The sequence below is a fragment of the Cognatishimia sp. WU-CL00825 genome (assembly GCF_040364665.1).
Lineage (GTDB): Bacteria > Pseudomonadota > Alphaproteobacteria > Rhodobacterales > Rhodobacteraceae > Cognatishimia.
The window spans coordinates 2,114,893-2,132,105 of sequence record NZ_BAABWX010000001.1; the positions used below are offsets into that span (position 1 = coordinate 2,114,893).

Genomic DNA, 17,213 nt, shown 5'->3' on the forward strand with positions numbered 1-17,213 from the left:
TTTCTCCAATACAAAATTCTTAAAACTGTTCCCCCTATAGATTTGAATTTCACCTCTTGATCAAGTCTACCCCCCAACAAAAAAGGCCCCCGCTTTCACGAGGGCCTTTTTCAATTCATTAAAGCTTCGGCTTACAGTCCGGTGGACACGTCGATTGTGTTGCCTTCTTCCAGCGTCACATATGCTTTTTTGACATCCTTGCGGCGGCCGATTGTGCCTTTGAACCGCTTGGTTTTGCCTTTGGTGATTGTCGTGTTAACCGCTTTAACCTTTACACCAAACAGCGCTTCAACAGCTTGTTTGATCTGTGGTTTGTTGCTGTCGATTGCCACTTCAAACACAACCGCACCGTTTTCAGATGCCATGGTTGCTTTTTCAGTGATGATCGGCTTGCGGATCACGTCGTAGAATTCAGCCTTCGCGCTCATTTCAGTCGAGCCTCCAGTGCTTCGATACCTGCTTTTGTGATCACGAGTGTGTCACGCTTCAGGATATCATAGACGTTTGCGCCCATCGTTGGCAGGATATCCAGACCTTCGATGTTGCGGGATGCTTTCAGGAAGTCCTGATTGGCCTCTGTGCCGTCGATGACAAGCGCACGTTTCCAGCCCAGGTTTGCAACCTGTTTGGCCAGAGCAGCGGTTTTGCCGTCAGCAGCTGCATCTTCGATCACAACCAGTTCGCCGGCTTTCGCTTTGGCGGACAGCGCGTGACGCAGACCCAGTTTACGGAACTTCTTGGACAGGTCGTGGCCGTGGCTACGCACAACTGGACCTTTGTAGATACCACCACCGCGGAAGATCGGCGCATTGCGGTCACCGTGACGTGCGCCACCGGTGCCTTTTTGGCGATAGATCTTTTTGGTAGAGTAAGAGGTCTCAGACCGTGTTTTCACCTTGTGCGTACCCGCTTGCGCGTTGTTACGCTGCCAGCGAACGACACGGTGCAGAATGTCTGCACGTGGCTCTAGGCCGAACAGATCCTCAGAGAGGTCAACGGAACCGGCTTTGCCGCCGTCGAGTTTGATCACGTCAAGTTTCATGCTTCACCACCTTCCGCAGGCGCTTCTGTCGCAGGAGCTTCAGTTGCAGCGGATTTCAGAGCAGCTGGGAACGGAACGTTCTCAGGCAGTTTCTTTTTCACGGCGTCTTTGACAGTCACCCAACCACCTTTGGAGCCAGGTACGGCGCCTTTGATGAAGACCAGGCCACGATCGGCGTCAGTTTTCACAACTTCAAGGTTTTGAGTTGTCACGCGCACAGCACCCATGTGACCCGCCATCTTCTTACCTTTGAAGACGCGACCAGGGTTTTGACACTGACCTGTAGAACCATGAGAACGGTGAGAGATCGAAACACCGTGAGACGCACGCAGACCGCCAAAGTTGTGGCGTTTCATCGCACCGGCAAAACCTTTACCGATAGATGTGCCCGCAACGTCAACTTTCTGACCTTCGACAAAGTGCTCGGCAGAGATTTCTGCACCGACTTCGATCAGGTTAGCTTCTTCGACGCGGAATTCCGCAACCTTGCGCTTTGGCGCAACGTTTGCTGCTGCAAAGTGACCGCGCATCGCTTGGGATGTACGCTTTGCTTTCGCAGAACCGGCACCCAGCTGAACCGCTGTGTAACCGTCTTTGTCAGTTGTACGCTGAGCCACAACCTGCAGCTCGTCGAGGTGAAGAACGGTCACAGGAATCTGCTTGCCGTCTTCCATGAACAAGCGGGTCATGCCCACTTTTTTCGCAATAATACCAGAACGCATATCAGAACCCCTTAAACTGAGATCTGAACGTCAACGCCAGCAGCCAGGTCGAGCTTCATCAGCGCGTCCACGGTCTGTGGTGTTGGGTTTACGATGTCGAGCAGACGCTTGTGCGTACGGATCTCGAACTGATCACGAGATTTCTTATCCACGTGTGGACCACGCAGAACAGTGAATTTCTCGATTTTATTTGGCAGAGGGATCGGGCCACGTACATCAGCGCCGGTGCGCTTTGCAGTGTTCACGATTTCCTGTGTGCTGGCGTCCAGTACACGGAAGTCGAATGCCTTCAGCCGAATGCGAATATTTTGGCTTTGCATATTCAATTTGCCTTCTTAGGCTTAGAGTTGAGAGGTCGAGGTCACATCATTGCGCCCCCACTTCGAACCCCAAATGGGCCAAGACGAATCTCAGCCCACCATTCACAAGATGTGAATTGCTGCGCAGTACACCTGAAACGCCTATGTGGCAAGGGATTTTTCGGGGTTTTGACCACGGGGACAGCCCAGACACAAGACCTGGTGGCATTCCGTCACAGAGCGGCGCAGAAAGGCCATGTTATGCGCCAGATCTCGGGCTTGGCCCCAAACAGCTTTGCCACAAGAGACCCCAAACCCATCGCCCAATCCCCCCACCGAGGTTTCGCGGCGAAACGGTTGCTTCCGCTGCGCACGCAAAGTGAATTTTTGCCTAATTGTACAATTTGTACGTTTCAAGCGCCCAAACGTACGATTCGTGGTTCTTTGCCGCGGCGGTTGGGAGCGCTGAGGCACCTGTTGCATCTTGCTGGACTGCTTTGCGCAGGGGGCGGAGTTTGCAAAGACAAATTCCCGGGCCAAACCAGACCTTGGCGCGACCTATCCAAGCTGCATTGTAGGTTTCCGAGAGCAGACGCTGGTCGGTTCTGCAGCATTTTAAGCGCAGCATCTTAAGGCAAAGTAAACTGGCGTTGTTCAGGGTCGCCGATTTTAATACCACTATTCCTCCTTTCAGGGGCAGCTTTTTTCGACAGCAAAGGCCACTTGGACCGTGAAAAGCTAAAATGGGGCTTGCAGTTCACAAAAATTTAACGCAACCCTGAAAAAAGTGGAATAATTGCGAAAAATACGCAAAAAATCCTATTTAATCGGAGGCGTCTCTATGTTGATCGAATTTACAGTATCGAACTACAGGTCAATCTCGGAACCAGTTACGTTTTCAGCTGTCGCCAGCGCTGCGGCCACGAAACAGCCGGGTATTACCTTCGAGACAGGGAATTCTCTTGCACCACATGTACTGACAAGCGCTGTAGTATTCGGTCCAAACGCATCTGGCAAAAGTTCATTGTTCAAGGCAGTGGAGTTCTTTGTTAGATTTGTATGCACCTCAGCAAAGAAGGGTAGCCAAGGGGAGGAGATCAAATTTCCTCAGAATAAGGTCGCGCCAGATTGCAAAGATGCTGCAACTACGATGGAGATGGTGTTCTCTCACGATGGTGAAGTCTTCCAGTATGGATTTTCATTGACCAATGAACGGGTAGTCGACGAATGGTTGTTCGCCAGAACTTCGAAGCATGGTAGCAAGACGCGAACAATTTTCACCCGTGAGTATGTTGAAGCGTCGGAAAGCTACGAGTGGGTTCTTAACGAGGGACAGTTGCCCGGAGAGCGTGAAAGTTGGAGGGCGGCGACGCGTGACAATGCTCTGTTTTTTTCTACAGCGGTGCAGTTGAATTCTAAATCTTTGAAAAAGCCATACGATTGGATTCGGATGGGCATCCACGTTATTGGCGCAAACCAGAGAATTAGCAAAGATTTTACTGCGCAATTTCTACAAGACGAGAAGTACCGAGATAGGGTTGTGGATTTTATCCAGGCTCTCGACCTCCCGATCGTAGGTTTTCGCGTTGAAGAGAAGCAAGCCGTCATTCCAGAGAATGCGAAGCAGATTCTATCTGAGAAAATGCTGTCGGAGCTAGCCAAATCTGTGGAAGACGAAAAAGACTATCGTGTATTTGCAAAGCATAAAAATGCGGCAGGGGACACAGTGGAACTTGCATTGGAAGAAGAAAGCGATGGGACCCAAGCGATGTTCGGTATGGCCGGGCCAATCATCGACGTCCTTGAAGATGGGGATACCCTCTTGATCGATGAACTCAGCAACAGTCTTCATCCATTGGCGCTAAAAGGACTGGTCGGTGTGTTTCACGATAAAAGGCAAAATCCGAAGGGAGCGCAACTAATATTCTCGAGCCATGAAACGTCGATCATTTCGAAGAGTTTTATGCATAAGGACCAAATTTGGTTCATCCATCGTCCGGATGCTCAGAATACAGAACTTACACCGCTATCTGACTTCAAGGTGAGAGAGGTTGAAGCATTTCAACGTGCTTATCTCGGAGGTAAATTTGGGGCGATTCCCAACATCCGGAGGATGCAGAATGCCGGCGCGGAGTGACAAGCTGTTTCAAAAGCGGAAAACCGCAAAAAATCTTAGCCGTCGAACTGCTTCGATTGCGCCTAACCGTCGGGTACTGATCGTCACAGAAGGAGAAGTCACCGAAGTCCAGTACTTTGAAGAACTGAAGCGTATTCTTGCCTTGGTGAATGTCGACCTCGATATTTGCGGTAAAGAATGCGACTCTTCTCCCACGGCGGTGGTGCGTTATGCCATCGCCAGAGCCGATGCAGAGGGTTTGCATAGCAAAGGCGGTTATAACGACGTCTACTGCGTAATCGATCGCGATGATCACAAGGACTTCCACAAAGCACTTGACCAAATTTTGAATGCGAGCAAACAACGGTCCGCATTCAAAGGCGAGCGGATCGTTGCGGTCGTTTCATACCCATGTTTCGAATATTGGCTTCTTCTTCATTTTGCGTTTAGCCGGTCGCCATTCTCAGCTGCAAACGGGAAAACCGCTGCCGAAGTTGTCTCTGCTGAACTCAAAAAACATCCGCCTTTCGAAGATTACGAAAAGTCTTTGACAAAAGATATGTTGATTAAACTTCGCGGATTAACTGACGATGCAATCGCCAACGCGGCCAAATCATTGGCCGATGCGCAAAACACCGGAGAAATGAACCCTTCTTCTACTGTTCATGAACTAGTTGCTGCACTTCGGGCATTGTAGGCAATCCTAGTCCTGCGGCTTACTGCCCATAGCGCCGCCTTTTCATGATGGGCGTTTATGAGTGGTCTTCAGGAAACTTCATATCATTTGACCAGAGACGAGACCGATTACGAATGTCCTCTCTTGCCAATTTTGCCCGACTATTCTGGGCTTGCAGCGAATGACTTCTTCCCGCCCGACGTGTAAATCGGCCAGGCCCGCTTCAGGCTGTCAGCAGCATCTGGGAAACTCAGAAAGCCTAGGCACGCCTCGCCTTTGAACGCCCCGCGGCCCCGCGCGCGCCATAGTTTTGATTGTGAGCGCCGAGCGTCTGGGCTAGGTGAGGACGGCGGCCAATGTGGTCTGCCGAATGCCTCTGATTTAGAAAGCCCCTCGATGCCTGACCCGCAACTCAAGATCGTCTTGGTGACGCCGGAAATTCCGTGGAACACCGGGGCCATCGGGCGCACCTGTGTGGCGCTTAATCTCGAGCTGATCCTGATCAAGCCCTTGGGGTTTTCGCTTGATGAAAAATCCGTGCGTCGGGCGGGAACCGATTATTGGAAACACGTCAAACTTAGCCTGTATGACGATTGGCAAAGCTTTTTAGAGGCCCGCCAGCCAGCGCGTGACAAGCTGTATTTCTTTGAGGAACACGGCCACCAAAGTGTTTATGCGCCGGACTATGCCGAGGATGGGTATTTGGTGTTTGGTTGTGAGTCAAAAGGCCTGTCGCCCGAGCTGTTAGAGGGTTTAGATGATCGGATTTTTCATTTGCCGATGCTGGGCACTCATGTGCGGTCGCTTAACCTGGCCAATACCGCCACGGCGGTGATCTATCAGGCCCTGCGGCCGCAATTGGGCGGCTAGGCCCGGTTGGCCTGCAATCTGATTGACCAGGTGACCAAAGCGCGATCGCCCCTATCATTTGCCCACTTGGCGCATTAGGGAAGCAGAACCCTAAGGAGTATGGTGATGGAAGATGTACAAAGCGTGCCCGAGCTGATTGCAGCGGCGCAAATCAGCGCCAAAGCCTTGGCAGAGCCTCTTTCAGACAGTGCAGATCAAGAGCGATCTGACGCGCAGCGCGCAGCGGTCCGTGCCATTGAGTTGGCGGCAATTGATATCTTTTCGGTGTTTGAAGCGCGCATGCAGCATCATTTTCGACGTGGGCCATTTGCGCGCAAGCTGAAGGCTTTGCTTTTGGAATGCAAACGGGATGATTTGGCAAAGCGGTTTCACAGGTATTACCTGGCGATAAATGTGTTGAAACACGGCAAAGGGTCCAGCCATCGCGAGTTGCTCAAAGCACCGGCGGAATTTCGGGTGCTGACGTCAAACGACGGCCCCGTTGATGACGAAACACAACGCCCCGCGGCTTTGGTGGATGTGACCGTGCCTGGCTTTTTTGACGCGTTGTGCGACACGTTACTTGAGGCGCATCAGTTTTTGGAAAAGCGGTCTGGCACCTAGGGAGGATGCCGGGCTGAAGCCCGGCCTACGGGGTGCAAAACAATACGCAAAAAGGGCCGCTCGTTTGAGCGGCCCTTTATATTTTTTCACTGGGTGGCTTACGGTGATTTGCTTTGCAATTCACCTATCGCCGTGGCCGAAATCCTTGCGGATGTTCGTCCTTACTCAGTGATCTTGGACACAACGCCGGAACCAACGGTGCGGCCACCTTCGCGGATCGCGAAGCGCAGGCCTTGCTCCATCGCGATAGGCGCGATCAGCTCAACGTCAAATTTCAGGTTGTCACCAGGCATAACCATTTCTGTGCCTTCTGGCAGAACAACAGTGCCGGTCACGTCAGTTGTACGGAAGTAGAACTGTGGACGGTAGTTGGCGAAGAATGGCGTGTGACGGCCACCCTCGTCCTTGGTCAGAATATAGGCTTCTGCTTCGAACTTGGTGTGTGGGTTCACGGAACCTGGCTTACACAGAACCTGACCGCGCTCAACGCCGTCACGGTCAACGCCACGCAGCAATGCGCCGATGTTGTCGCCTGCTTCACCGCGATCCAGCAGTTTGCGGAACATTTCAACACCAGTACATGTGGTGGTGGTGGTGTCTTTGATGCCAACGATTTCGATGCTGTCGCCAACATTGATCACGCCACGCTCGACACGGCCAGTCACAACAGTACCACGGCCAGAAATCGAGAACACGTCTTCGATTGGCATCAGGAACGGCTCGTCAACCGCACGTGGGGGCTGTGGGATATATTCGTCAACTGCGGCCATCAACTCGGCGATTTTCTCTTTGCCGATGTTGTCGTCACGGTCTTCCAAAGCGGCCAGCGCAGAGCCCGCGATGATCGGAATATCGTCGCCTGGGTAATCATAGTCAGACAGCAGCTCGCGGATTTCCATTTCAACCAGCTCAAGCAGCTCTTCGTCGTCGACTTGGTCCACTTTGTTCATGAAAACAACCATGGCCGGGATGCCAACCTGACGGCCGAGCAGGATGTGCTCGCGGGTCTGTGGCATGGGGCCGTCAGCGGCGTTCACAACCAGGATCGCGCCGTCCATTTGCGCCGCACCGGTGATCATGTTTTTCACGTAGTCCGCGTGACCTGGGCAGTCAACATGCGCATAGTGGCGCGCGTCGGTTTCATACTCAACGTGGGCGGTCGAGATGGTGATGCCGCGGGCTTTTTCTTCAGGTGCGCCGTCGATTTCGTCATACGCTTTGAAGTCACCATATTGCTTGGTGATCGCTGCTGTCAGCGTGGTTTTACCGTGGTCAACGTGGCCGATTGTGCCGATGTTGCAGTGCGGTTTGGAACGTTCAAACTTTTCCTTAGCCATGATGGCCTCCTATTTGGGGATGCCGGGGCTGAAGCCCGGCCTACAGTGGATGGGTAGGGCGGGCTAAAGCCCGCCGCCCCCGTTAAGCAAATTTCGCCTGAATTTCGTCAGAGATGTTCTGCGGAACAGCTTCGTAATGATCAAACTGCATTGAGAAGTTCGCACGGCCAGAGGACATGGAACGCAATGTGTTGATGTAACCAAACATGTTCGCCAGAGGCACAAAACAGTCAATCGCAATCGCGTTGCCGCGTGTTTCCTGACCTTGAACCTGACCCCGACGCGATGTCAGATCGCCGATGATACCACCTGTATATTCTTCAGGTGTGATCACTTCGACTTTCATGATCGGCTCGAGCATTTTCGCACCCGCTTTGCGCATGCCTTCACGCATACACATACGTGCAGCGATTTCGAAGGCGAGTACGCTGGAGTCAACATCGTGGAACTTACCGTCAAGCAAGGCAACTTTGAAGTCGATCACTGGGAAGCCAGCCAGAGGGCCGGAGTCCATAACCGATTTGATGCCTTTTTCAACGCCCGGGATGTATTCCTTAGGAATCGACCCACCAACGATTTTGGACTCAAACGAGTAGCCTTCGCCTGGCTCTGTGGGTGTGATGACCATTTTGACTTCGCCAAACTGACCAGACCCACCAGACTGTTTCTTGTGTGTGTAAGAATGCTCAACTTCGTGGCCGATGGTCTCACGGTACGCAACTTGAGGTGCACCAATGTTCGCTTCGACTTTGAATTCGCGCTTCAGACGGTCAACAAGAATGTCCAGGTGAAGTTCGCCCATGCCCTTCATGATGGTCTGGCCTGATTCCAGGTCAGTTTCCACACGGAAGGATGGATCTTCGGCGGCCAGACGTTGCAGACCCTGAGACATTTTCTCTTGGTCAGCTTTGGTCTTAGGCTCAACAGCGATCTCGATAACCGGATCCGGGAAGGTCATTGTTTCAAGAACAACAGGTTCGCTGGTGGAGCACAGAGTGTCACCAGTTGTTGTGTCTTTCAGACCCGCCAGCGCGATGATGTCACCTGCAAATGCTTCGGTGATTTCTTCACGGTTGTTGGAGTGCATCATCATCATACGACCGACGCGCTCTTTACGACCTTTGGTCGAGTTCAGCAGTGTGTCGCCTTTGTTCAAAGTACCGGAATAGATCCGCGTAAATGTCAAAGAACCAACAAACGGGTCGTTCATGATTTTGAACGCAAGGCCAGAGAAAGCCATGTCATCATCCGCACGACGCGGGATGTTACGAACTTCTTCTTCGTCGCCTGGCGTAAAGCCCATGTAGTCAACAACATCCAAAGGAGATGGAAGATAGTCGATAACCGCGTTTAGCAAAGGCTGAACACCTTTGTTTTTGAACGCAGAGCCACCCAGAACGGGTACAAACGCCATGTCCAGCGTACCTTTGCGAAGCAGCTCGCGCAGCTTCTCAACGGATGGCTCTTCGCCTTCCAGGTAGGCTTCCATTGCGTCGTCGTCGAGTTCAACGGCAGCTTCGATCATCTTGCCGCGCCATTCGTCAGCCATGTCTTTCAACTCGGCACGAATTTCGCGTTTGTCCCAGGACGCGCCCAGGTCTTCGCCTTCGTAGACCCATTCCTGCATGGTCACCAGGTCAACCAAGCCTTCCAGCTCGGTTTCGGCACCAATTGGAATACCAACAGGCACAGCAGTTGCACCGGTACGGTCTTCGATCATGTGAACGCAGTTAAAGAAGTCCGCGCCGATCTTGTCCATTTTGTTAACGAACACGATACGTGGAACTTTATAACGGTCAGCCTGACGCCAAACGGTTTCAGTCTGAGGCTCAACACCCGCGTTTGCGTCAAGAACGCAAACCGCGCCATCGAGAACCGCCAAGGAACGTTCAACTTCAATGGTGAAGTCAACGTGACCCGGGGTGTCGATGATGTTCAGACGGTGCTTTGGCGTGTCAGCTGTAACACCATCTTCAGTGCGCTCCCAGAAAGTGGTCGTCGCAGCGGAAGTAATGGTAATACCGCGCTCTTGCTCTTGCTCCATCCAGTCCATGGTGGCCGCACCATCGTGCACCTCACCGATGTTGTGGGATTTGCCTGTATAATACAGGATGCGCTCGGAACAGGTGGTTTTACCTGCATCGATGTGCGCCATAATACCGAAGTTACGGTAATGGTTCAGTGTATAGTCACGTGCCATTGGTCAAAAGCCCCTTGGATTACCAGCGATAGTGGCTGAATGCTTTGTTCGCATCGGCCATCTTGTGAGTATCTTCGCGCTTCTTAACTGCGTTACCGCGAGAGTTCACCGCATCCAGAAGTTCACCTGCAAGGCGCTCTTCCATGGTGTTTTCGTTGCGGCCACGGGACGCGTTGATCAACCAGCGGATGGCCAATGCTTCGCGACGCTCTGGACGAACTTCGACAGGAACCTGGTAGGTTGCACCACCAACACGACGCGAACGAACTTCGACGGACGGTTTGATGTTGTCGAGCGCTTCGTGGAACACTTCCACTGGGGCGCGTTTGATTTTGTTTTCAACACGGTCTAGCGCGTTGTAAACGATTTTTTCTGCAACCGATTTTTTACCATCGATCATCAGGTTGTTCATGAATTTTGAAAGCACACGATCGCCAAATTTGGCGTCTGGCAAAATTTCACGTTTTTCTGCGGCGTGACGACGAGACATCTAATATTCCTCTTACTTAGGACGCTTCGCGCCGTACTTCGAACGACGTTGCTTACGGTCTTTAACACCTTGGGTATCCAACACACCGCGCAGGATGTGGTAACGGACACCCGGAAGGTCTTTTACACGACCGCCACGGATCAGAACCACAGAGTGCTCCTGAAGGTTGTGGGATTCACCAGGAATGTAAGAGATGACTTCGAAACCGTTGGTCAGGCGAACCTTCGCAACTTTACGCATCGCGGAGTTCGGTTTCTTAGGAGTTGTTGTGTACACACGTGTGCAAACGCCACGTTTTTGTGGGCACTGCTCTAGGTGCTGCGACTTAGAGCGCTTAATTTTAGGCTGACGCGGCTTGCGGATCAGCTGTTGGATCGTTGGCATAGGGTAATCCCGTTTCCTAACTATATCTGCATGGGTTGCCCCATACGCTTCTCATTTTTTTCCTCGCCACATGTGTCCACATAGCGAAAAAGCCGCATACGTTCCCATTCCGAGGTGAACGTCGCGGTTTGTTTCCAGAGGGTCGAAGCAACAAAACTGCTTTGGACCTTAGCCACTAGAATTTTGATAACGGCACAAGGGTCACCCCCAAAGAGCCGGATAGGCGCGCGTATAGGGGGAGTCGGAGGGTAAGTCAACAGGGGGAGCGGTTGCGTCATGTCTCTGGTCCTGACATGGTCGGGGCAAAAGACAATCAAACCTCAGAGGGTTTATCAATGAGCAGTCAGGATATGCAAGTGGTGGGGCTGTGCCGGTTTTCTTATCCGGCACTTGGCGGGTTTCAGGTGGAACATGAGACCATCGAGGACCGGCGGGCTTATCTGTATGCGCCCGAGCGGATGGAGGAGCGGTTTCGCACCTTTGAGACCATCGCCCTGCCCGGCCTGAAAGCTCAGACCGACCCGAATTTTGAACTGTTGATTGTGGTGGGCGACTGTATGCCCGCGCCTTATCTGGAACGGTTGGCAGCGCTGACGCAGGATTTTCCGCAAGCGGTGATTGTGCAGCGCGCACCAGAGCGGCACCGGCCTGCGATGCAGCGGGTGTTAAATGATTTCCGCCGCGATACCGGGTTGCATACTTTGCAGTTTCGCCATGATGACGATGATGCGGTGGCGGTGAATTTCATTGAGCGGCTGCGCGACGTGGCACAGGATTGCCAAGGGCTGTTGGCGCGCAACAGACTGATGGCCATTGATTTCAACCGTGGGTTTTCGGCGCGGCCAACGGCGCAGGGGCTAGAGGCAGAACCCGCGTTCCTGCCCTATTACGGCGTGGCCTTTGGCATGGCAGTGGCTCCAAGCGTCAAGCAATCGATCATGAATTTTGGCCACAACAAAGTGCATCGGGTGATGCCCACGATCACCCATACGGACGAGGACATGTTTGTGCGAGGCCACAATGATTTCAACGACTCGCGCCAAAAGGCCAATGTGTCAAAGGTAGATCTGCAACCGCTGGACGCCGCCGGCGAGGCGCATTTCAAAGCGCGCTTTGCGATAGATGCAGATCAGGTGCGGGCCGCCTTTGCCTGACTCCGGTTTGCGCGGGCTTCGCGAAACAGCGTGAACAAGCCCGTGCCGACCACAATCGCAGCCCCCAGCAATGTCAAAGCGTCGGGCCAATCACCAAAGACCAGCAGGCCAATCAACAGCGCCCAGACCAACCCGGTATAGCGAAACGGGGCCACAAAGCCGATGTCTCCCACGCGCATCACCATAGTGGAAAACAGATATCCACCACCAATAAACACCGCCATGCCTAAAATAAGCAGCCCATCACCCGCGGCAACCGGTTGCCATGATCCCTGAATCAGCAACACGCCAGAGGCCAAAACGGTGACGCAAACTGCAGCATGCAGGGCCACAAACAACGATGGAACCTCTGCTGAAAGACGTCGTGCTGTCAGATCGCGGATCGTGATGAATACCACCGCCGCCAAGGCATTAAAAGTCGCAGGATTAAAGCCCTCTGGGCCTGGCCTGACGATCAACACCATACCCAAGAACCCAATCCCGATCGCCACAAACCGACGCCACCCTAGAGGCTCTTGAAAAAACAATGCAGCTGCCAAGGCAACCGTTAGCGGCAGCACCTGCAACACAGCCGTCACATTTGCAATTTCCATTTGGCGCAGCGCGGAGACAAACAAATAGGCCGCAAGCAACTCGGACAGAGAACGCAGACTGATTAACATCCAATCAGACCGATTTAATTGGGGGGTCATGGCCCCAGCGCGATAGGTCAAGATGCCGACAAACAGGATGGTTGGCAGTCCACGCAAGACAAAGAGCTGGGACATCGACATGTCGCCGCCCATAAATTTGATCAGCGCATCATTGAAAGTATAGCACGCCATCGCCGCCACCATGAGCAGCGCACCTTGCAGATTATTGGATCCAGAGAAAGCCAAAACGCGACCTCTTTTTTACGGCACCGATCGCCACTTTGGGCCGCGGTTTTCCGCCTTTAATTACAGTCCTGTTCATGACGGGGGATGGCGCAAATGAAAACCCCCGACCAAGGCCGGGGGTTCAAAATCGTTTCGCTGAAAGAGATCTTACTCTTCGCGGCTTTCAGGTGTGTCCACCAGACCGCTGTCAAAGATGTCTTCGGCTCCGAAATCAGCGCTTGGCGCAGCCAGGGCGGCTGCTTGCTCTGCTTCTTCGCGGCGCGCTTCGATCACAACGTTGTCGCGATCAGTTGCAACACGGCGCACCATTTGAGTGGCGCCGCCGGTTCCCGCAGGGATCAGACGACCCACGATGACGTTTTCTTTCAGACCAACCAGCTTGTCTTTCTTACCTTGGACAGAGGCCTCGGTGAGAACACGTGTGGTTTCCTGGAAGGACGCCGCCGAGATGAAGGAACGTGTCTGCAAGGACGCTTTGGTGATCCCCAAGAGGATCGGCGCACCCTGTGCAGGACGTTTGCCGCGAGAAAGGGCTTTCTCGTTTGCAGCATCAAATTCCTGCTTATCGACATGTTCACCCTTCAGCAGGGTTGTCTCGCCAGAGTCAGAGATTTCCCATTTCTGCAGCATTTGACGCACGATAACTTCGATGTGTTTATCGTTAATCTTAACACCCTGCAGACGGTAAACGTCTTGGACTTCGTCGATCATGTAGTTGGCCAGAGCCTCGACACCCATAATACCAAGGATATCGTGTGGCGCTGGGTTACCATCCATCAGGTAATCACCTTTCTGTACGAAGTCGCCTTCTTGTACAGGAATGTGTTTCCCTTTTGGCACCATGTATTCGATGGTTTCCATTGTGTCATCTGCTGGCTCTACCGCGATGCGACGCTTGTTCTTGTAATCCCGGCCAAAGCGCACATAACCATCTGCTTCTGCGATGATCGCGTGATCTTTTGGACGACGTGCTTCGAACAATTCCGCAACCCGTGGCAAACCACCGGTAATGTCTTTGGTTTTCGCACCCTCGCGTGGGATACGTGCAACCACGTCACCCGCTTTGAGGTCCTGGCCATCTTCGACCGACAGAATGGCGTCAACAGACATTGGGTAATGCACGGGGTTGCCAGCTGCATTGCGCACTGGTTCGCCATCTTCACCCACCAAGATAACTTCGGGTTTGAATTCGTTGCCTTTTGGCGCAGAGCGCCAATCGATAACGATTTTCTGTGTCATACCAGTTGCTTCATCGGTGACGTCGCGCACGGCAAGACCAGACACCAGATCAACGAATTTCGCTTTACCAGCTTTTTCCGCAATGATTGGCAGTGTGAACGGATCCCATTCAAACAATTTGTCGCCACGACCGATTTTGTCGGCGTCTTTCACAAACAGTTTGGAACCATAGCTCAGCTTGTGCGTGACGCGCACATCGCCGTTGCCATCGATGATTTCCAACTTCATGTTACGGCCCATGACGAGGGTTTCACCCGCTTCATTTTCCAGAACATTGGTGTTTTCGAAGTGGATCACACCTTCTTGGCTTGCTTCCTGGAAGGACTGCTGACCACCCTGCGCAACACCACCAATGTGGAATGTACGCATGGTCAGCTGAGTACCAGGTTCACCGATTGACTGCGCCGCAATAATACCGACCGCTTCGCCTTCGTTGACTTTTGTACCGCGGGCAAGGTCACGACCATAGCACTGCGCACAAACGCCTTCTTCAGCTTCACATGTCAGCGGGCTGCGGATACGCGCCGAAGCAACGCCTGCTTCATGCACCGCATCAGACATCAATTCGTCGATCAACTGACCTTCGGCGATCAGAACTTCGTCTGTGCCTGGACGCATGATATCTTCGGCGGCCACACGGCCCAGAATACGCTCTGCCAAAGTTGCAACAACTTCACCATCGTTGACCGCTGCGACCGCAGTGATCGCGCGTTCTGTGCCACAATCATCCATGCGCACGATGCAATCTTGTGCAACGTCCACCAGACGACGTGTCAGGTAACCAGAGTTCGCTGTTTTCAACGCCGTGTCCGACAGACCCTTACGGGCACCGTGGGTGGAGTTGAAGTATTCAAGAACGGTCAGGCCTTCTTTAAAGTTCGAGATGATCGGTGTCTCGATGATGTCGCCGTTCGGTTTGGCCATCAGACCACGCATACCGCCCAACTGTTTCATCTGAGTAACCGAACCACGCGCACCAGAGTGGGCCATCATGTAAACCGAGTTTGGTTCCATTTCAGCGCCCGCTTCGTCCGTTTTCGCGGCCGAAATGGCGTTCATCATCGCATCGGTGACTTTGTCGTTACATTTTGACCAAGCATCGACAACTTTGTTGTATTTTTCACCCTGAGTGATCAGGCCGTCCATATACTGTTGTTCGAAGTCTTTGACCAACCCGCGCGTGTGATCAACGATGCCCCATTTGTCATCGGGGATAACCATGTCGTCTTTACCAAAAGAAATGCCCGCTTTGAACGCTTCTTTAAAGCCGATGGACATGATCTGGTCACAGAAGATGACCGACTCTTTCTGACCGCAGTAACGGTAGACGGTGTCGATGACGTTTTGCACGTCTTTCTTCCGCAGCAGGTTGTTCACCAGCTCGAACGGTGCCTTGTTGTTTGTTGGCAGCAAAGCACCCAGCTTGACGCGACCAGGGGTCGTTTCAAAGCGCTTCATGACCTCAAGGCCGTTTTCGTCGATCTGTGGGATACGCGCCTGGATTTTTGTGTGCAGGTGGACAACACCCGCATCCAAAGCGTGCTCGACTTCCTCGATGGACGAGAAGATCATGCCTTCGCCCTTCATGCCATCGCGCGCGATGGTGAGGTAGTAGAGACCTAAAATCATATCCTGAGACGGAACGATAATAGGCGCGCCGTTTGCAGGGGACAGAACGTTGTTGGTGGACATCATTAGAACCCGTGCTTCCAACTGAGCTTCGAGGCTCAGAGGCACGTGTACCGCCATTTGGTCACCGTCAAAGTCCGCGTTAAACGCCGAACAGACCAGCGGGTGCAGCTGAATGGCTTTACCTTCGATCAGTATGGGTTCAAAGGCCTGGATGCCCAAACGGTGCAATGTTGGCGCACGGTTCAGCATGACCGGGTGTTCGCGGATGACTTCATCCAAGATATCCCAGACTTCCGGGCGCTCTTTTTCCACCAGCTTTTTGGCTTGCTTCACAGTAGAAGACAGGCCTTTGGCTTCGAGGCGGGAATAGATGAACGGTTTGAACAGTTCGAGGGCCATCTTCTTAGGCAGACCACATTGGTGCAGCTTAAGTTCAGGACCCGTCACAATGACCGAACGACCAGAGAAGTCGACGCGTTTACCCAAAAGGTTTTGGCGGAAGCGACCTTGTTTACCTTTCAGCATGTCAGACAGCGATTTCAGCGGACGCTTATTTGCGCCAGTGATCACGCGGCCACGACGGCCGTTGTCAAACAGAGCATCCACGGATTCCTGCAACATACGTTTTTCGTTACGTACGATGATGTCAGGTGCGCGCAGCTCGATCAGACGCTTCAAGCGGTTGTTCCGGTTGATCACACGACGGTAAAGGTCGTTCAGATCAGAGGTCGCGAAACGGCCGCCATCTAGGGGCACCAATGGGCGCAGTTCTGGTGGGATCACAGGGATCACGGTCAGAACCATCCACTCTGGACGGTTGCCAGATTCCAAGAAGGATTCCACAACTTTCAGACGTTTGATGATTTTCTTTGGTTTCAACTCGCCAGTTGCTTCGGCCAGTTCGGCGCGCAGCGTTTCAGCTTCGGATTCCAGATCGATCATCGACAACATGTCACGGATCGCTTCGGCACCGATATTGGCGGTGAAAGCGTCCATGCCATAGGCGTCTTGAGCGTCCATGAACTCTTCTTCGGTCATCATTTGGCCGAACTGAAGGTCGGTCAGACCCGGTTCGATGACAACGTAGTTTTCAAAATAGAGAACACGTTCCAGATCACGCAGTGTCATGTCCAGCATCAGACCGATGCGGCTTGGCAGCGATTTCAGGAACCAAATATGCGCGACGGGTGCGGCCAACTCAATGTGGCCCATACGCTCGCGACGTACTTTTTGCAGCGTGACTTCCACACCACATTTTTCGCAGACAACACCGCGATATTTCATACGCTTATATTTGCCGCACAGGCATTCGTAATCTTTGATCGGGCCAAAGATACGCGCGCAGAACAGGCCGTCGCGTTCTGGTTTGAACGTCCGGTAGTTGATGGTTTCTGGCTTTTTGATTTCGCCATAGGACCATGAAAGAATCCGTTCCGGTGACGCCAAAGACACTTTGATTTCATCAAAGACCTTTGCTGGTGTCAGCGGGTTAAACGGGTTGTTGGTCAGTTCCTGGTTCATTTTGATACCTCAAATTCGTGCGGAAGGGGGGACGGGAAAAGGGCCAAGGC

At 52.8% G+C, this 17,213-nt stretch carries 15 protein-coding genes; 5 read left to right on the forward strand and 10 right to left on the reverse strand.

All coding sequences use genetic code 11. The features are described from left to right. Window positions 1-131: 131 nt before the first annotated feature. The 4 genes from ABXG94_RS10485 to rpsJ are packed head-to-tail and all read right to left on the reverse strand — an operon-like array spanning window position 132 to window position 2,084. The gene (locus ABXG94_RS10485; protein ID WP_353533944.1) at window positions 132-428 is read right to left on the reverse strand and encodes a 50S ribosomal protein L23; all 297 of its coding nucleotides are present in this window, start codon (window positions 426-428) and stop codon (window positions 132-134) included. Further along, window positions 425-1,042: a 50S ribosomal protein L4 gene (rplD, locus tag ABXG94_RS10490; RefSeq protein ID WP_353533945.1), complete on the reverse strand. Its 618-nt coding sequence runs from the start codon at window positions 1,040-1,042 to the stop codon at window positions 425-427. The genes ABXG94_RS10485 and rplD overlap by 4 nt, the downstream gene beginning before the upstream one ends. Then, window positions 1,039-1,764 (reverse strand): 50S ribosomal protein L3, encoded by a 726-nt coding sequence (rplC, locus tag ABXG94_RS10495; RefSeq protein ID WP_353533946.1) that lies wholly within the window; start codon window positions 1,762-1,764, stop codon window positions 1,039-1,041. The genes rplD and rplC overlap by 4 nt, the downstream gene beginning before the upstream one ends. A gap of 11 nt (window positions 1,765-1,775) precedes the next feature. Next, complete coding sequence (gene rpsJ / locus ABXG94_RS10500; RefSeq protein WP_072791859.1) at window positions 1,776-2,084, reverse strand: 30S ribosomal protein S10; 309 nt, start codon at window positions 2,082-2,084, stop codon at window positions 1,776-1,778. An 820-nt stretch (window positions 2,085-2,904) separates the two neighbouring features. Between rpsJ and ABXG94_RS10505 the strand changes: the two genes are divergently transcribed. The 4 genes from ABXG94_RS10505 to ABXG94_RS10520 all read left to right on the forward strand — a co-directional run bounded on the left by ABXG94_RS10505 (window position 2,905) and on the right by ABXG94_RS10520 (window position 6,328). Then, window positions 2,905-4,200, forward strand: a complete 1,296-nt coding sequence (locus tag ABXG94_RS10505; RefSeq protein ID WP_353533947.1) for an AAA family ATPase — start codon at window positions 2,905-2,907, stop codon at window positions 4,198-4,200. Further along, a complete protein-coding gene (locus ABXG94_RS10510; protein ID WP_353533948.1) occupies window positions 4,184-4,876 on the forward strand; it encodes an RloB family protein in 693 nt (230 codons plus the stop codon). The genes ABXG94_RS10505 and ABXG94_RS10510 overlap by 17 nt, the downstream gene beginning before the upstream one ends. 375 nt (window positions 4,877-5,251) lie before the next feature. Beyond that, on the forward strand, window positions 5,252-5,725 hold the full coding sequence (locus ABXG94_RS10515; RefSeq protein ID WP_353533949.1) for a tRNA (cytidine(34)-2'-O)-methyltransferase: 474 nt from the start codon (window positions 5,252-5,254) through the stop codon (window positions 5,723-5,725). A 105-nt stretch (window positions 5,726-5,830) separates the two neighbouring features. Beyond that, complete coding sequence (locus tag ABXG94_RS10520) at window positions 5,831-6,328, forward strand: hypothetical protein (RefSeq protein WP_353533950.1); 498 nt, start codon at window positions 5,831-5,833, stop codon at window positions 6,326-6,328. A gap of 161 nt (window positions 6,329-6,489) precedes the next feature. Here ABXG94_RS10520 and tuf read toward each other — a convergent pair whose 3' ends face one another. The 4 genes from tuf to rpsL all read right to left on the reverse strand — a co-directional run bounded on the left by tuf (window position 6,490) and on the right by rpsL (window position 10,739). Continuing rightward, entirely contained in the window at window positions 6,490-7,665 is a 1,176-nt protein-coding gene (gene tuf, locus ABXG94_RS10525; protein WP_353533951.1) for an elongation factor Tu, read from the reverse strand. Window positions 7,666-7,747: 82 nt separating this feature from the next. After that, window positions 7,748-9,865 (reverse strand): elongation factor G, encoded by a 2,118-nt coding sequence (gene fusA, locus ABXG94_RS10530; RefSeq protein ID WP_353533952.1) that lies wholly within the window; start codon window positions 9,863-9,865, stop codon window positions 7,748-7,750. 19 nt (window positions 9,866-9,884) lie between these two features. Next, the gene (gene rpsG, locus ABXG94_RS10535) at window positions 9,885-10,355 is read right to left on the reverse strand and encodes a 30S ribosomal protein S7 (protein WP_353533953.1); all 471 of its coding nucleotides are present in this window, start codon (window positions 10,353-10,355) and stop codon (window positions 9,885-9,887) included. Window positions 10,356-10,367: 12 nt separating this feature from the next. Next, window positions 10,368-10,739 (reverse strand): 30S ribosomal protein S12, encoded by a 372-nt coding sequence (gene rpsL, locus ABXG94_RS10540; RefSeq protein WP_009828243.1) that lies wholly within the window; start codon window positions 10,737-10,739, stop codon window positions 10,368-10,370. A gap of 335 nt (window positions 10,740-11,074) precedes the next feature. Here rpsL and ABXG94_RS10545 point away from each other — a divergent pair, with 335 nt between their 5' ends. Next, window positions 11,075-11,893: a putative rhamnosyl transferase gene (locus tag ABXG94_RS10545; RefSeq protein WP_353533954.1), complete on the forward strand. Its 819-nt coding sequence runs from the start codon at window positions 11,075-11,077 to the stop codon at window positions 11,891-11,893. Here the strand turns inward: ABXG94_RS10545 and ABXG94_RS10550 are convergent. Further along, window positions 11,869-12,771: a DMT family transporter gene (locus ABXG94_RS10550; protein WP_353533955.1), complete on the reverse strand. Its 903-nt coding sequence runs from the start codon at window positions 12,769-12,771 to the stop codon at window positions 11,869-11,871. The two genes, ABXG94_RS10545 and ABXG94_RS10550, sit on opposite strands and share 25 nt — an antisense overlap. A gap of 147 nt (window positions 12,772-12,918) precedes the next feature. Further along, window positions 12,919-17,163 carry a DNA-directed RNA polymerase subunit beta' gene (gene rpoC, locus ABXG94_RS10555; protein WP_353533956.1) on the reverse strand — a complete coding sequence of 1,415 codons (4,245 nt, stop codon included), beginning with the start codon at window positions 17,161-17,163 and terminating at the stop codon, window positions 12,919-12,921. Between the last annotated feature and the right edge of the window lie 50 nt (window positions 17,164-17,213).

Coding starts and splice junctions, on each gene's coding strand:
- ABXG94_RS10485 (WP_353533944.1), bottom strand. CDS start 428: ATGAGCGCGAAGGCTGAATTCTACGACGTGATCCGCAAGCCGATCATC.
- rplD (WP_353533945.1), bottom strand. CDS start 1,042: ATGAAACTTGACGTGATCAAACTCGACGGCGGCAAAGCCGGTTCCGTT.
- rplC (WP_353533946.1), bottom strand. CDS start 1,764: ATGCGTTCTGGTATTATTGCGAAAAAAGTGGGCATGACCCGCTTGTTC.
- rpsJ (WP_072791859.1), bottom strand. CDS start 2,084: ATGCAAAGCCAAAATATTCGCATTCGGCTGAAGGCATTCGACTTCCGT.
- ABXG94_RS10505 (WP_353533947.1), top strand. CDS start 2,905: ATGTTGATCGAATTTACAGTATCGAACTACAGGTCAATCTCGGAACCA.
- ABXG94_RS10510 (WP_353533948.1), top strand. CDS start 4,184: ATGCCGGCGCGGAGTGACAAGCTGTTTCAAAAGCGGAAAACCGCAAAA.
- ABXG94_RS10515 (WP_353533949.1), top strand. CDS start 5,252: ATGCCTGACCCGCAACTCAAGATCGTCTTGGTGACGCCGGAAATTCCG.
- ABXG94_RS10520 (WP_353533950.1), top strand. CDS start 5,831: ATGGAAGATGTACAAAGCGTGCCCGAGCTGATTGCAGCGGCGCAAATC.
- tuf (WP_353533951.1), bottom strand. CDS start 7,665: ATGGCTAAGGAAAAGTTTGAACGTTCCAAACCGCACTGCAACATCGGC.
- fusA (WP_353533952.1), bottom strand. CDS start 9,865: ATGGCACGTGACTATACACTGAACCATTACCGTAACTTCGGTATTATG.
- rpsG (WP_353533953.1), bottom strand. CDS start 10,355: ATGTCTCGTCGTCACGCCGCAGAAAAACGTGAAATTTTGCCAGACGCC.
- rpsL (WP_009828243.1), bottom strand. CDS start 10,739: ATGCCAACGATCCAACAGCTGATCCGCAAGCCGCGTCAGCCTAAAATT.
- ABXG94_RS10545 (WP_353533954.1), top strand. CDS start 11,075: ATGAGCAGTCAGGATATGCAAGTGGTGGGGCTGTGCCGGTTTTCTTAT.
- rpoC (WP_353533956.1), bottom strand. CDS start 17,163: ATGAACCAGGAACTGACCAACAACCCGTTTAACCCGCTGACACCAGCA.